The organism is Streptomyces xanthii, from assembly GCF_014621695.1.
Taxonomy (GTDB): domain Bacteria; phylum Actinomycetota; class Actinomycetes; order Streptomycetales; family Streptomycetaceae; genus Streptomyces; species Streptomyces xanthii.
On record NZ_CP061281.1, the window covers coordinates 5,226,922 to 5,241,107 of the forward strand.

The 14,186-nt window shown below is 71.6% G+C and carries 12 protein-coding genes; 8 read left to right on the forward strand and 4 right to left on the reverse strand.

What is annotated here, in order from left to right; translation table 11 throughout:
• Positions 1–72: 72 nt before the first annotated feature.
• The 4 genes from IAG42_RS23595 to IAG42_RS23610 form a co-directional block, all read right to left on the reverse strand.
• Positions 73–264, reverse strand: coding sequence for a hypothetical protein (locus IAG42_RS23595; protein WP_188338950.1), 192 nt, complete (start codon positions 262–264; stop codon positions 73–75).
• A gap of 44 nt (positions 265–308) precedes the next feature.
• Complete coding sequence (locus IAG42_RS23600) at positions 309–1,361, reverse strand: glycosyltransferase family 2 protein (protein WP_188338951.1); 1,053 nt, start codon at positions 1,359–1,361, stop codon at positions 309–311.
• A gap of 103 nt (positions 1,362–1,464) precedes the next feature.
• Positions 1,465–2,181 (reverse strand): winged helix-turn-helix transcriptional regulator, encoded by a 717-nt coding sequence (locus IAG42_RS23605; protein ID WP_188338952.1) that lies wholly within the window; start codon positions 2,179–2,181, stop codon positions 1,465–1,467.
• The gene (locus IAG42_RS23610) at positions 2,178–2,747 is read right to left on the reverse strand and encodes a hypothetical protein (RefSeq protein ID WP_188338953.1); all 570 of its coding nucleotides are present in this window, start codon (positions 2,745–2,747) and stop codon (positions 2,178–2,180) included. The genes IAG42_RS23605 and IAG42_RS23610 overlap by 4 nt, the downstream gene beginning before the upstream one ends.
• Before the next feature lie 134 nt (positions 2,748–2,881).
• Here IAG42_RS23610 and folC point away from each other — a divergent pair, with 134 nt between their 5' ends.
• The 8 genes from folC (at position 2,882) to rodA (ending at position 12,126) form a co-directional block, all read left to right on the forward strand.
• Positions 2,882–4,414, forward strand: a complete 1,533-nt coding sequence (folC, locus tag IAG42_RS23615) for a bifunctional tetrahydrofolate synthase/dihydrofolate synthase (RefSeq protein WP_188338954.1) — start codon at positions 2,882–2,884, stop codon at positions 4,412–4,414.
• A gap of 6 nt (positions 4,415–4,420) precedes the next feature.
• On the forward strand, positions 4,421–4,771 hold the full coding sequence (locus tag IAG42_RS23620; RefSeq protein ID WP_188338955.1) for a DUF4233 domain-containing protein: 351 nt from the start codon (positions 4,421–4,423) through the stop codon (positions 4,769–4,771).
• Positions 4,772–5,091: 320 nt separating this feature from the next.
• On the forward strand, positions 5,092–5,505 hold the full coding sequence (gene ndk, locus IAG42_RS23625; protein WP_188338956.1) for a nucleoside-diphosphate kinase: 414 nt from the start codon (positions 5,092–5,094) through the stop codon (positions 5,503–5,505).
• 265 nt (positions 5,506–5,770) lie between these two features.
• Positions 5,771–6,790 (forward strand): rod shape-determining protein, encoded by a 1,020-nt coding sequence (locus IAG42_RS23630; protein ID WP_059131610.1) that lies wholly within the window; start codon positions 5,771–5,773, stop codon positions 6,788–6,790.
• 210 nt (positions 6,791–7,000) lie between these two features.
• Positions 7,001–8,050, forward strand: a complete 1,050-nt coding sequence (gene mreC, locus IAG42_RS23635) for a rod shape-determining protein MreC (protein WP_223206139.1) — start codon at positions 7,001–7,003, stop codon at positions 8,048–8,050.
• An 18-nt stretch (positions 8,051–8,068) separates the two neighbouring features.
• Positions 8,069–8,743 (forward strand): rod shape-determining protein MreD, encoded by a 675-nt coding sequence (mreD, locus tag IAG42_RS23640; RefSeq protein ID WP_188338957.1) that lies wholly within the window; start codon positions 8,069–8,071, stop codon positions 8,741–8,743.
• Entirely contained in the window at positions 8,740–10,920 is a 2,181-nt protein-coding gene (gene mrdA, locus IAG42_RS23645) for a penicillin-binding protein 2 (protein WP_188338958.1), read from the forward strand. The genes mreD and mrdA overlap by 4 nt, the downstream gene beginning before the upstream one ends.
• A gap of 6 nt (positions 10,921–10,926) precedes the next feature.
• Positions 10,927–12,126 carry a rod shape-determining protein RodA gene (rodA, locus tag IAG42_RS23650; protein ID WP_188338959.1) on the forward strand — a complete coding sequence of 400 codons (1,200 nt, stop codon included), beginning with the start codon at positions 10,927–10,929 and terminating at the stop codon, positions 12,124–12,126.
• The last annotated feature ends 2,060 nt before the right edge of the window (positions 12,127–14,186 follow it).

Below are 14,186 nucleotides of genomic sequence, written 5' to 3' on the forward strand. Positions count from 1 at the left end.
CGACCCGCACGACGGCCGAAGGCCCCCGGAACCGATGGGTTCCGGGGGCCTTCTCCGTGGGGCGGGCGGCGGTCAGCGCGGTCCGGGGCCCTTGTCCTTGCCGCGCACCACCGGGACGAGGCTGCGCACGGCGAGGCCCGCGGCGATCAGGGTGAGGCAGCCGACGACCAGGGCGAGGATCGCGAGCGGGGACGAGCCGGTGGCGGCGAGGGTGCCGGTGCCGCCACCGCCGAGTATCGCGGCGTCCGTGGGCTTTCCGTACATGGGTGAACTCCTGTCTGTAGAGCGGGTGTTGACGGTGTCGTGGGTCAGGTGGCGACCCAGCGGGCCTCGCGGCGCAGGGCCAGGTCGAGCAGGGAGCGCAGGAACACGGCCTGGCGGAACGCGTCGTAGAGCAGCTCCGGGACCAGGGGCGCGGCGAGCAGGGAGGCCCGCCAGCCGAGGCGGCGGACGGTCAGGGTGCGTTCGACGACGAAGAGCAGCGTGATCGCCGTCCAGAACACGGAGAAGCCGTGCCAGCCGACGAGGGTGAGGCTGAGCACGGCGAAGGTCGCGAACAGGCCGAGGGCGAGAGCTCCGGCGCCGAGCAGCATCTGCTGGCGGAAGTAGGGGGCGGTGACCGGGGTCCAGCCGTAGTCGCGCAGGTTCTCCAGGGCGCCGCGCTGCCAGCGCAGCCGCTGGTGCCACAGCTTGCCGAGCGAGGGCATGACCTCGGTGACCAGCCAGCAGCCGTCGGGGGAGACGGTGCGGTGGCCGAGCGTCTTGACGGCCTTGGTGATCTCGTCGTCCTCGGTGAGCGAGGCCAGCGAGTAGTAGCCGTCGCCGCCGCCGACGGTGCCCGCGAGCCGGGCGGCGCGGACCTCGCGCAGCACGGACGCGCGGAACAGGGTGCCGGTGCCGGTGAGGACGACGGCCTCGTTCTTCTTGCGGCGGATCTCCACGGCGTAGCGCTGGTACTCCATGCGCTGGAGCAGGCCGAGCAGTCCGCCGCCGGGCTCCCCGTAGAAGATGCCGCCGACGGCGCCGACCTCCGGGTCGGCCATCGCGTCGACGGCGCAGGCGACGAAGTCGGGGTTGAGGACGGTGTCGGCGTCCTGCACGAGGACGTACGCGTCGTCGTCCAGCTCGTCGAGCAGCGGGCCGAGCGCCTGGTTGAGGGCGCCGGCCTTCTTGTCGTGGTTGTCGGTGGGCACGAAGACCTCGGCCCCGCAGTGTGCGGCGATCCGGGCCGTCTCGTCCGTGCAGTTGTCGGCGACGACCACGATGCGGTCGGGGCGCGACGCCTGCCGGTACAGCCCGGCCAGGGTGGCGACGATCCGGTCCTGTTCGTCGTGTGCGGGGATGAGGGCTACGAGGGACATGGGAGACGACTGTGGGGCGGCGAGGTGGCGGCGGCGGTGCGCTCGGGTCGCGCGCGGGTTGCAGAGCGCGAGGCGGGACGGAACGGGGCTTTGGGCCCGGGCCCTACGACCGCGCGGGCCGGGGCGGAACGTACCGGTAGCCGACGCCGCGGACGGTCTCCACGGGCGCGTCCTGGCCGGTGGCGTGGGTGATGCTGCGGCGCAGGCGCAGCACGGCGTGCTTGACCTTGGTGGGGTCGCCGCCGGGCCGGGACCGCCAGGCGCGGGCGAGGAGCTGTTCGGGGGTGAGCACCTGGCCGGCGTTGAAGGCGAGCGCGAACAGCAGGTCGAACTCCAGGGCGGTCAGCGGGACGAAGGTGCCGGAGAGGGAGGCCTCGCGGGTCAGCAGGTCGAGTCGCAGGACGCCGTCGTCGAGGAGCTGAGCGGCGGGATCGGCGGGCATGGCGCGCCGCAGCCTGGCCAGGATCAGGGCCTTGGCGAAGGGGAGCGGCACGTCGAGCCAGAGCAGGTCGTCGGCGCCGGCCTCCAGGGCGCGCAGCGCGGTCCGTTCGCGGTAGGTGCGGTCGAGCGCCATGACCCGCAGGTCCTCGGTCATCTCGCGGACCCGCTGCAGCACGTCCCACGGCCCCGGGTCACGCAGCCGCAGGCTGAGCAGCAGCAGGTCGGGCCGGTACCGGTACAGGTCGCGCAGCGCGTCCTGCCCGGTGTGCACCATGCGGTACGTGAAGCGCGGGTCCCGCAGGGTTGTCAGGACATGCGGCGGGGCGTCGGCCGGTGTCGCGACGAGCAGCAGCGGCAGGGCGCGGCCGGTCGCCGTCATACCGTGCGCAGGCCCAGGCGGACCAGTTCGGCCTCGGCGAGGGCGTCCAGGGTGGCCGGGTCGCCCTCGCGCCAGCCTTCGGCGAGGCTGCCGGGGGTGGAGTCGGGCAGGGCGCCCGCGGTGCGGCCCACGTCGTCGAGGGGGCGCAGGAGGGTGCGCAGGGCGAGGAGTTCGCGGCCGTCCTCGGTGGCGGCGAGGTCGCGGGCGGCGGCGGCCTGCCGCACCCAGCGCAGCCGGCGCGGCAGCCACAGGGCGAGCAGCAGCCCCGCGGGCACCACGAACAGGGCGACGGCGGCGAGCAGCGCGAGCGCCTGGGCCGGTGCGGGGCCCGCGGGCGTGGCGTCGGCGAGCCGGTCGCCGGCCAGCGCGACGTCGTGCAGGGTGCCGTTCACGCGCGGGCCGAGCAGCGGCAGCCGGGCGCCCGCGTGCGGGGCGGGGCGGTCCGGCTCGGAGATCAGCCGGTGCGCGGCGACGGCGGCCGAGGCCCAGCCGCCGCTCCACAGCAGGACGGCGCCGTCACCGAGGATCTGCCGTGTGCGACGGCCGGGTTGATGTGCGTACCACATGGTCAGATTGGACCCCCGGGCTCCGGGAGGGGAGACGAACCGCGCCGAGCGGGCGGGGCGGTTTACGGCGGATGGACGCGTGCCCCGGGGGGACGGGGGCGGCGGTGTCGGCGGGGCTCCGTAGACTGGCGGGTGTGAGTGACCTCCCCCCGCACGACAGCAGCGACGACCACGAGCCCGCCGACGGGACCGACGCCTTCGACGACATCGTCGGCGCGGAGACGACCCGCGATCCAGACCTCGCGGTGATCGAGGCGGGCAGCCGCACCCTGCGCACCCAGGGCGGCCCCCCGCAGGGCGACGGGATCCCGGCCCGCCCCGAGGACCCCGAGGTGGAGAAGGCCCTGCGCGCGGTGGAGGCCGATCTGGCCACGCGCTGGGGCGAGACGAAGCTGGAGCCCTCCGTCAGCCGCATCGCCGCGCTGATGGACGTCCTGGGCGAGCCGCAGCGCGCGTACCCGTCGATCCACATCACGGGGACGAACGGGAAGACGTCGACGGCCCGCATGATCGAGGCCCTGCTCGGCGCCTTCGAGCTGCGCACCGGCCGGTACACGTCGCCGCACGTGCAGTCCGTCACCGAGCGGATCAGCCTGGACGGCGCGCCGATCAGCCACGAGCGCTTCATCGAGACGTTCGAGGACGTCAAGCCGTACGTCGAGCTGGTCGACGCCCAGCAGGAGTACCGGCTGTCGTTCTTCGAGGTCCTGACCGGCATGGCCTACGCGGCCTTCGCCGACGCCCCCGTGGACGTCGCGGTCGTCGAGGTCGGCATGGGCGGCAGCTGGGACGCGACGAACGTGATCGACAGCTCCGTCGCCGTGATCACGCCGATCGACCTCGACCACACCGACCGGCTCGGCTCCACGCCCGGCGAGATCGCGGGCGAGAAGTCCGGGATCATCAAGCAGGGCGCCACCGTGATCATGGCGCAGCAGCCGGTGGACGCGGCGCAGGTCATCCTCAAGAAGGCCGTCGAGACGGACGCGACCGTGGCCCGTGAGGGCCTGGAGTTCGGCGTCGTCGCGCGGCAGGTCGCGGTCGGCGGCCAGCTCGTGACGCTGCGCGGGCTCGGCGGCGAGTACGAGGAGGTCTTCCTCCCGCTGCACGGCGCCCACCAGGCGCACAACGCGGCGGTGGCGCTCGCCGCGGTCGAGGCGTTCTTCGGCATCGGCTCGCAGCACACGCGCCCGCTGGACATCGACACGATCCGCACCGCGTTCGCGTCGGTCACCTCGCCGGGCCGCCTGGAGGTGGTGCGCCGCTCGCCGACCGTGGTCCTGGACGCCGCGCACAACCCGGCGGGGGCGCGGGTCACCGCCGAGGCGATCGGCGAGGTCTTCGACTTCAGCCGGCTGATCGGCGTCGTCGGCGCGAGCGGCGACAAGAACGTACGAGGGCTGCTGGAGGCCTTCGAGCCGATCTTCGCGGAGATCGTCGTCACGCAGAACTCGAGCCACCGCGCGATGGACGCGGACGAGCTCGCCGCGATCGCCGTCGAGGTGTTCGGGGACGACCGGGTGGTCGTCGAGCCGCGGCTCGACGACGCGCTGGAGGCCGCGATCACGCTCGCCGAGGAGGAGGGCGAGTTCGCGGGCGGGGGCGTGCTCGTCACCGGGTCCGTGATCACGGTCGGCGAGGCCAGGCTGCTGCTGGGGAAGGGCTGATCCGCTGTGCGTACGTTGTGTGCCTCGACCCTGATCGGGGAGTTCTTCATCATCGGGTTCGCCGGGCTCGTGGCGATGAAGGACCCCGATCTGTCGTCCGGGCTCGTGTGGACGGTGTGCGGGGTCGCGATGCTGCTCAGCGTTCTGCTGTGCGGGATGGTGACGCGGCCCGGGGGTGTCCAGCTGGGCTGGGCGCTGCAGATCCTGCTGGTGCTGAGCGGGTTCTTCGTGCCGCTCATGTTCTTCCTGGGGCTGTGCTTCGCGGGACTGTGGTGGGCCTCGGTCCACTTCGGGCGCCGGATCGACGAGGCGAAGCGGCGTTTTGTTGCGGGTGAGCAGTCGTCCGGCGCGGTTTGACCGGCCTCGCGCCGTAGGTCCACCGGTTCATCGCCAGGTGCCGCTGGGTGGGGGCTGGTCGCGCAGTTCCCCGCGCCCCTGGGAAGGCTGCGGCTTCGCCGCGCCTTCCCCAGATCACAGGCGCCCCGCACCTGATCGGGGAAATGCGCCCGAAGGGCATGCATTTCAGGGGCGCGGGGAACTGCGCGATCAGCCCCCACCGGCCCGCACCCGGCGATGAACCGGTGGACCCGCGACGAGGGGCCGGGCCCAGGGCGCCCCATGGCCCCCGTAAACTCAGCCGCACCGCACACCCAAGGCCGTACAAGGAGTCCAGCCGAATGACCCAGCGCACGCTCGTCCTGCTCAAGCCCGACGCGGTCCGCCGTGGCCTGATCGGGGAGATCATCGGCCGCATCGAGCGCAAGGCCGAGTGGACGATCAGCGCCCTGGAGCTGCGCTCCCTGAGCCAGGAGACGCTGGAGCAGCACTACGGCGAGCACCAGGGCAAGCCGTTCTACGAGCCGCTGGTCGCGTTCATGTCCTCCGGCCCCGTCGTCGCACTGGTCGTCGAGGGCGAGCGCGTCATCGAGGGCGTGCGCCAGCTGGCCGGCCCGACGGACCCGATCGCGGCCGCCCCGGGCTCGATCCGCGGCGACTTCGGCGTCATCGTCCGGGAGAACCTGATCCACGCCTCGGACTCGGAGGAGTCCGCCGAGCGCGAGCTGAAGATCTTCTTCCCGGGTCTCGTCTGACCCGTCCGATCCATGAGCGGCCCGAGAAATCAGGCCGCTCTTTGGCATATGCGCCCCGATCGGGGGAACGCGACCCCCCGTCGGCACGTCCCCAATAGCGGGGCGGGGATTCATCTGCTGACAATGGCGAAGACCCTCGCGCCGCGCGTGTGCAGGCGAGACTACGATGGAGCCTCCACGCGCGCACCGCGTCCAACCTCGCCTACCTGACAAGCAATCAAACGCTCCACTTGGGAAGGCCAGACGAATCCTGATGGGGAACTCAATGTCGTTCATCGGCCGTGACATGGCTGTCGACCTCGGGACCGCCAACACGCTGGTGTACGTCAGGGGCCGCGGGATCGTACTCAACGAGCCGTCCGTGGTCGCGATCAACACCAACACCGGTGGCATCCTCGCGGTCGGCGCCGAAGCCAAGAAGATGATCGGGCGCACGCCGGGCAACATCGTCGCCGTGCGTCCGCTCAAGGACGGTGTGATCGCCGACTTCGAGATCACCGAGCGCATGCTCCGCTACTTCATCCTGAAGATCCACAAGCGGCGCTACCTCGCCCGGCCTCGCGTCGTGGTCTGCGTACCCTCCGGCATCACCGGCGTCGAGCGCCGCGCGGTCATCGAGGCCTCCTCGCAGGCCGGCGCGCGCCAGGTGCACATCATCGAGGAGCCCATGGCCGCGGCCATCGGCTCCGGCCTCCCGGTCCACGAGGCCACGGGCAACATGGTGGTGGACATCGGCGGCGGCACCACGGAGGTCGCGGTCATCTCGCTCGGCGGAATCGTCACAGCACAGTCGATCCGGGTCGCCGGCGACGAGCTGGACAACGCGATCATCCAGCACATCAAGAAGGAGTACTCGCTCCTTCTCGGTGAGCGGACCGCCGAGCAGATCAAGATCACGATCGGTTCCGCGTACGACCTGGACTCCGACGAGCACACCGAGATCCGCGGCCGCGACCTCGTGTCCGGACTGCCCAAGACCGTCGTCATCTCGGCCGCCGAGGTGCGCAAGGCGATCGAGGAGCCGGTCAACGCGATCGTCGACGCGGTGAAGACCACCCTCGACAAGTGCCCGCCCGAACTCTCGGGCGACGTCATGGACCGCGGCATCGTCCTCACCGGCGGCGGCGCCCTGCTGCGCGGCCTCGACGAGCGGCTGCGCCGCGAGACCGGCATGCCGATCCACATCGCCGAGGACCCGCTGGACTCGGTGGCCCTCGGTTCCGGAAAGTGCGTGGAGGAGTTCGAGGCGCTCCAGCAGGTGCTGGACGCCCAGCCGCGCCGATGAGCGAAGCGCGCACACCTTAAAGGGTGGGTCCGCCGCACGAGTGCCTGCCACTTCGTGCGGCGGATCGTTGATATATAGGCAAGACATCGCACGACCCAGACATCGCAAGACAATAAAAATTTCCGCGACATCCCAGACACACCAGATATCCCAGACATACTGAGTGACCCGTTTTCTGATTTCTGATTGAGGAAGGCACGGCCGCCGCACGTGAGGGACACACGAGAGAGCCGGCTGCTCCTGGTGCTGCTGATCGCCATCGCGTTCGCTTTGATCACGGTGGACATCCGGGGTGGAGAGGATTCGCCGGCCCAGGGTGCCCGCCAGGCCGCCGCGAAGGTCTTCGGCCCGGTGGAGAACGGCGTCTCCGGAGCGGTCGATCCGATCGGCAACGCCATAAGCGCGGTACGCGACTCCGGAGCCCGGCACGACCGGATCAGCCGGCTAGAGCGGGAGAACGCGGCGCTGAAGGCGAAGCTCGGCAGCGACGACCGCAACCGCAGCAAGATCCACCAGCTCGACAGCATGCTGAAGACCGCCGGAGCCGGGCAGTACGGCATCAAGGGGGCGCAGGTCATCGCCATAGGGTCCGCACAGGGCTTCTCCTGGACCGTGACCATCGACGCGGGTGCCAGTGACGGCATCAAGCGCGACATGACCGTCCTCAACGGGGACGGGCTCGTCGGCCGCGTCACCACCGTCGGCCCCAACACCGCGACGGTGCTGCTCGCCAACGACCCCGACTTCACCGTCGGCACCCGCATGGAGAAGACCGACGAGCTCGGCTTCGCGTCCGGCCAGGGCGACCGCCCGCTGCGCGTCCAGCTGCTCAACGGCAAGGCCAAGGTCAAGAAGGGCGACCGCCTCGTCACCTTCGGCTCGCAGGCCGACAAGCCCTTCGTGCCCGGCGTCCCGGTCGGCCGGGTCGTCCGCGTGGACCCGTCCGGCGGCGACCTGACCCGTACCGTCTACGTCCAGCCGTACGTCGGCTTCACCAAGCTCGACATCGTCGGCATCGTCGTCCAGGCCCCGCGCACCGACCCGCGCGACCAGGTCCTGCCCGCCAAGCCGAAGCCCGCGCCGACCGTCACGGTCACCGCGACCCCCTCGGCGCCCGCGAACGGCGAGAACCCGGCCCAGAACGATCCGGCCCAGAACAACCAGGCGGGGAACGACGAAGCCGGCGGCGACCCGGCCCGGAACAACCCGGCAGACACCGACGCGGCCGGCGACAACGCGGCCGACGACACCGACCAGTAGCAGGGGGACCCGAGAAACATGCGCGTCAACCGGATCCTCCTGTCCTCCGTCCTCGTCGTCGTCGCCCTGGTCGTCCAGGTCTGCATCCTGTCCCGGCTCCAACTGCCCGGCGCCGTACCCGACCTGCTGCTCCTGACCGTCCTCGGGCTCGCGCTCGTCTACGGACACGTCGGCGGCGCCCTCGTCGGCTTCGGCGCCGGACTCCTCGCCGACATCGCCCCGCCCGCCGACCACGCGGCCGGCCGCTACGCCCTCGTCCTGTGCGTCATCGGCTACCTCGCCGGCCTCGCCAAGCCCGACAACGGACGGCTGCGGACCGCCTCGGGCCCCATGCTCGTCGTGGTCGCCGCCGCCGTCGGCACCACCCTCCTGTACGCGGGCGTCGGCGCCCTCGTCGGAGACACCGCGGCCCGCCACGTCGGCCTCGGCAGCCTGCTCTTCACGGCCGCGCTCTACGACCTGCTGCTCGCCCCGTTCGTCGTGCCCGGCGTCATGGCCCTCGCCAGACGCGCCGAGAACGATCCGCTGGCCGACAGCGCGGGCGGCGGCTCCAAGGCCACCGACGTCTCCGCCGGCTGGCTCTCCTCCGGCACCGGGCTGCGCATCGGCAGCCAGCGCGGCGGACTGCGGATGAAGGCCGTCAAGGCGCGCTCGGCGCGCGCGGGACGCATCAAGGGGGTCAAGCGCCTGTGACCAACATTCCTGAGACCGGACGGACGCCCCGCGTCCAGATCCGCCTCATCGTGCTGCAGATCCTCGTCCTCTCGCTCCTGCTCACCCTCGGCGGCCGCCTCTGGTACCTCCAGGTGCGCAACGGGGACGAGTACGCCAAGGAAGCCTCCGGCAACCACGTCCAGCAGGTCGTCACCCCCGCCGTGCGCGGCTCGATCCTCGACGCCCGCGGCATCCCCCTCGCCGACAACGAGACCCGCCTCGTGGTCTCCGCCTCCCGCACCGACCTGATGAAGATGGAGGACGACGGCAAGGGCGTCCTCACCAAGCTCGCCGACGTCCTCGGGATGAAGCCCAAGGAGGTCATGGAGAAGGTCCGGCTGTGCGACGCCAAGACGCCGCAGCCCTGCTGGAACGGCTCGCCGTACCAGCCCATCCCCATCACCGACGAGGCCACCCCCAAGCAGGCCCTGCAGATCCGCGAGCGCGGCGAGGACTTCCCCGGCATCACCGCCGAGCCCACCGCCGTCCGCCGCTACGCGGGCCCCGGCGGCTCCAACACCGCACAGGTCCTCGGCTACCTCTCCCCGGTCACCGACGCCGAGATCGAGCAGGCCAAGGACACCGAGTCCCCGTACCTGCGCTCCGACCAGGTCGGCCGCTCCGGCCTGGAGCGCACGTACGACAAGGAACTGCGCGGCAAGGCCGGCGTCACCCGTTACGAGGTCGACAACCTCGGCCGGGTCATCGGCCGCGCCAAGAGCGACGACGCCCAGCCCGGCGCCAACGTCGTCACCTCCATCGACGCCCGCGTCCAGTCCGTCGCCGAGTACGAGCTCAACGAGGCGATGAAGGCCGCCCGCCACGAGTTCGACAAGAACACCGGCGAGAACTACAAGGCCGACTCCGGCGCCGTCGTCGTCATGGAGGCCAAGACCGGCCGCGTCGTCGCCATGGCCTCCAACCCGTCCTACGACCCGAACGCCTGGGTCGGCGGCATCAGCGGCAAGGACTACGCCCAGCTCACCGGCAAGAAGTCCAACTACCCGCTACTCAACCGCGCCACCCAGGGCCAGGCCGCACCCGGCTCCATCTTCAAGGTCGTCTCGACGACCGCCGCGGTCAACGCGGGCTACCCGTTCAACGGCCGCTACCCCTGCACCAGCTCGTACTCGATCGGCAACCAGGTCTTCAAGAACTTCGAGTCGGAGAACTTCGGCCCGATCAACCTCGGCCGCGCCCTCGAGGTCTCCTGCGACACCGTCTTCTACGGACTCGCGCACAACGAGTGGAAGAAGGACGGCGGCACCAAGCCGAAGAAGAACGCCAACGACTGGTTCTTCAAGACCGCCAAGCAGTTCGGCCTCAGCAAGAAGACCGGCATCGACCTGCCCAGCGAGGTCAGCGGCCGCATCCCGGACCGCAAGTGGAAGCAGGACTTCTGGAAGGCCAACAAGGACGCCTGGTGCAAGGCCGCCAAGAAGGGCGGTGACTACATCCAGCGGCTCTCCTACGAGAACTGCCTGGAGGGCAACCAGATGCGCGCCGGTGACGAGGTCAACTACTCCATCGGCCAGGGCGACACCCTCGTCACCCCGATCCAGATGGCGTCGATCTACGCGGCGATCTCCAACGGCGGCACCCTGCACCGGCCCGAGGTCGGCAAGGCCGTCATCAGCCCCGACGGCAAGCAGGTCACCGAGCTCCAGCCGAAGGTCAACGGGAAGCTCCCGATGACCAAGAAGACCCGCGACGAGATAGACGAAGCACTGGCGGGAGTGGCGACCCGCGGTACGGCGGCCTGGCGCTTCGGCGGCTGGCCCCAGGACAAGATCCCGATGCACGCCAAGACGGGTACGGCCGAGGTCTACGGCAAGCAGACCACCTCGTGGTTCGCGACGTACACCAAGGAGTACTCGATCGTCATGACGATCTCCCAGGGTGGTACCGGTTCCGGCGCGTCCGGACCGGCCGTCCGCAAGATCTACGACGCCATCTACGGCCTCGACGAGAACGGCAAGCAGAACAAGAAGAAGGCCCTGCTGCCCTCGCCGCAGACCTCCCTGCCGAAGATCGGGTCCGACGGCTCGATCGACGCGCCGAAGATCGAACCGTACGCGCCGCAGAAGGAGGAGCCGCCCGCCGAGCAGGAACTCGCCGCCGCGCTGCCCGCCTCCACGTACGGCAGGAGGGACTGACCACCGATGGCCGGCACCAATGGCTTCTCCGTCTCCGGGTACGGGCCCCAGCGCTCCACCATGTCGCGGCTCATGGCCCGCGACTCGCTCGCCCGGCGGCTCGACTGGCCGATACTGCTCTCCGCGGTCACGCTCTCCCTCATCGGCGCCGCGCTCGTCTACTCGGCGACCCGCAACCGCACCGAGCTCAACCAGGGCGACCCGTACTACTTCCTCTTCCGGCACCTGCTCAACACCGGCATCGGGTTCGCTCTGATGGTCGGCACGATCTGGCTCGGCCACCGCACCCTGCGCACCGCCGTCCCGATCCTCTACGGCATCTCCGTCTTCCTGGTGCTGCTCGTCCTCACCCCGCTCGGCGCGACAGTGAACGGCGCGCACGCCTGGATCATCATCGGCGGCGGCTTCTCGCTGCAGCCCTCCGAGTTCGTGAAGATCACGATCATCCTCGGGATGGCGATGCTGCTGGCGGCGCGCGTCGACGCCGGTGACCGGGAGCACCCCGACCACCGGACCGTCATGCAGGCCCTCGGGCTCGCCGCCGTCCCCATGATGATCGTCATGCTGATGCCGGACCTCGGGTCCGTCATGGTCATGGTGATGATCGTGCTCGGCGTGCTGCTCTCCTCCGGGGCGTCCAACCGGTGGGTGCTCGGGCTCATCGGCGTCGGCGCGGCCGGGGCCGTCGCCGTCTGGAAGCTCGGCGTCCTCGACGACTACCAGATCGCCCGGTTCGCGGCGTTCGCCAATCCGGCGCTCGACCCCGCCGGTGTCGGCTACAACACCAACCAGGCGCGCATCGCGATCGGCTCCGGCGGGCTCACCGGCTCCGGGCTCTTCCACGGCTCGCAGACCACCGGGCAGTTCGTGCCCGAGCAGCAGACGGACTTCGTGTTCACCGTCGCCGGCGAGGAGCTCGGGTTCGTCGGGGCGGGTGCGATCGTGCTGCTCCTCGGTGTCCTGCTGTGGCGGGCCTGTCGCATCGCCCGCGAGACGACGGAGCTTTATGGCACGATCGTCGCCGCCGGCATCATCGCCTGGTTCGCCTTCCAGGCCTTCGAGAACATCGGCATGACCCTCGGCATCATGCCTGTGGCGGGCCTGCCGCTGCCCTTCGTCTCGTACGGAGGCTCGTCGATGTTCGCCGTGTGGGTGGCGGTGGGACTGCTCCAGTCGATTCGGGTGCAGCGGCCCATGTCGGCGTAGCCCTCCGGGGGTTCGGCCGTTATGTGGGCGCGCGGGGTCGGTTGTCTGGGGTGGGGTTCGGGTGCCCCGGCCCGCCGTAGCGACTGCGGGTCGTCGCCGGGCGCGCCCGGTCCGGCGGGCCTGCGCCACGGCGCGGCCGTCGTTGGGGCCGAGGGCTTTGCGGGGTGCCGTGGGGCGTCGCCGTTGGGTTGAGGGTCGGCTGGGTGCCGTGGGGCGTCGCCGTTGGGTTGAGGGTCGGCTGGGTGCCGTGGGGTCGCCGTTGGGGCTGAGAGAGTTGTCGCGGGGTGCGGCGTCGTCGTGGTTGGTCGCGCAGTTCCCCGCGCCCCTGGCGGCGCCTGTCTGTCTCGGCGCGCTTTGCCTCCGGCGCCGGCCTTTTGCGTTGGCCCGCCGCCAGCTCCCACCCGCCCGCCCCCTCCGGGGGCGTCGGCCCGGCGCCCGGCCCTTGTCGGAACTCCAACCCTCGGGCTCGCATGTGATCGCCTTGGCCCTGTTGCTCGCGCGGTTTCCCGCGCCTCTGGCGGCGCCTTCTGTCCCGGCGTGTTTCGCCTCCCGGGGCTGGCCCTCTGGCCTGGCCCGCCGCCAGCTCCCACCCGCCCCCTCCGGGGGCGTCGGCCCGGCGCCCGGCCTCGGGCGGAACTCCAGCCCCCGGGTTCGCATGCGATCGCCCTGGCCTCTGGTCAGTACTCCGGTCCTGGGGGCGCAGCCTGCCGCCTGGGGCGGCCCCCTTCGGCTGGAGCGGCTCCGCCGCCGTAGTGGCTGAGGGTGGTCGTGGGGTGCGGCGTCGTCGTGGTTGGTCGCGCAGTTCCCCGAGCCCCTGGCGGCGCCTTCTGTCCCGGCGTGTTTCGCCTCCCGGGGCTGGCCCTCTGGCCTGGCCCGCCGCCAACTCCCACCCGCCAGCCCCCTCCGGGGGCGTCGGCCCGGCGCCTGGCCTCGGGCAGTACCCCGGGCGGGGGTACGTGTTCGATCACCCTCGCCTTGGGTCAGCAGCCCAGTCCTGGGTGCCCTGTCCCTCAGGCAGTCTGGCGGCTGGGGCGGCACTCCGGTGCCGGGTCCAGGGGCCTCAGCTACAGCGGCGTCGCCGCCGGGGCTGAAGGCAGTTTCGGGGTGCGGCGTCGTCGTGGTTGGTCGCGCAGTTCCCCGCGCCCCTGGCGGCGCCTGTCTGCTGCGGCGCGATTCGCCTCCGGCGCGGGCCCTCTGGGTGGCCGCCTCCCAGCTCCCAGCCACCCCTTCCAGGGCGCGTTCAGCTGGCGCCCAGCCGTTGGACAGCAGTTCAGCGCCAGGTACGCGTTCCAGTGGCGCCGACCGTGCGGCAGCACTTCTGCCTCGGTTCTGACGCGGGCGTCGCGTCGTCTTGGACAGTCACGCAGTGCCTGCGGGCCGGCCTCTTCGCCCACGGCCTGCTCCAGGGGTGTTCGGCTCAGCCTTCCGCCTCGGGAGGTACCCCAGGCCGGGGTGTGTGCCCGGTTGCCCTCGCCGTGGGCCAGCGCTCCGGCCCCGGGTGAGCTTTTGGTCGTCCTGGCCCGGGGGTCTCGGCTACGGGAGGCTGGTCGCGCCCGCGGGGCGCAGGCGTACATCGATGCTGCTCCGCGCCCCGGTGGGGTGTGCCAGGTGCCGGGCCGACGGCCCCCGGAGGGGGCGGGCGGGTGGGAGAGGGGCTGGGGCCGGGCGTGGGTTCGGGGCGGCGCCCCCGCGCGGCCGGTCACCGGTTCGATGGGCTGCGAGTCCAGCGGTGCCGCTAGAGGAGCGAGCATCGTCGCCGGGTGCCGGGTGCCGGGTGCCGGGTGCCGGGTTGTCGTGGCGGGGGCGCGCCCGCGTCATTGGGCCGCACAGGAGAGGTGGCTCCGCGCCCCGGTGGGGCGTGCCAGGTGCCGGGCCGACGGCCCCCGGAGGGGGCGGGCGGGTGGGAGAGGGGCTGGGGCCAGGATCGGGTTCGGGGCGGAGCCCTCGGGTGACCGGTGACCCGGTCGGGGCGAGAACGGGGTGCCGGGTGCCGAACGGCCCGTGCCGGGGGCCTTTCCGGTGCCCCCGCGGGGCGGGGCCGCACAGAACCGTGTGGCGGT

Bases quoted from the DNA above. Each gene is read 5' to 3' on its own strand.
- IAG42_RS23595 (WP_188338950.1), bottom strand. From the start codon at position 264: ATGTACGGAAAGCCCACGGACGCCGCGATACTCGGCGGTGGCGGCACC.
- IAG42_RS23600 (WP_188338951.1), bottom strand. From the start codon at position 1,361: ATGTCCCTCGTAGCCCTCATCCCCGCACACGACGAACAGGACCGGATC.
- IAG42_RS23605 (WP_188338952.1), bottom strand. From the start codon at position 2,181: ATGACGGCGACCGGCCGCGCCCTGCCGCTGCTGCTCGTCGCGACACCG.
- IAG42_RS23610 (WP_188338953.1), bottom strand. From the start codon at position 2,747: ATGTGGTACGCACATCAACCCGGCCGTCGCACACGGCAGATCCTCGGT.
- ndk (WP_188338956.1), top strand. From the start codon at position 5,092: ATGACCCAGCGCACGCTCGTCCTGCTCAAGCCCGACGCGGTCCGCCGT.
- IAG42_RS23630 (WP_059131610.1), top strand. From the start codon at position 5,771: ATGTCGTTCATCGGCCGTGACATGGCTGTCGACCTCGGGACCGCCAAC.
- mreD (WP_188338957.1), top strand. From the start codon at position 8,069: ATGCGCGTCAACCGGATCCTCCTGTCCTCCGTCCTCGTCGTCGTCGCC.
- rodA (WP_188338959.1), top strand. From the start codon at position 10,927: ATGGCCGGCACCAATGGCTTCTCCGTCTCCGGGTACGGGCCCCAGCGC.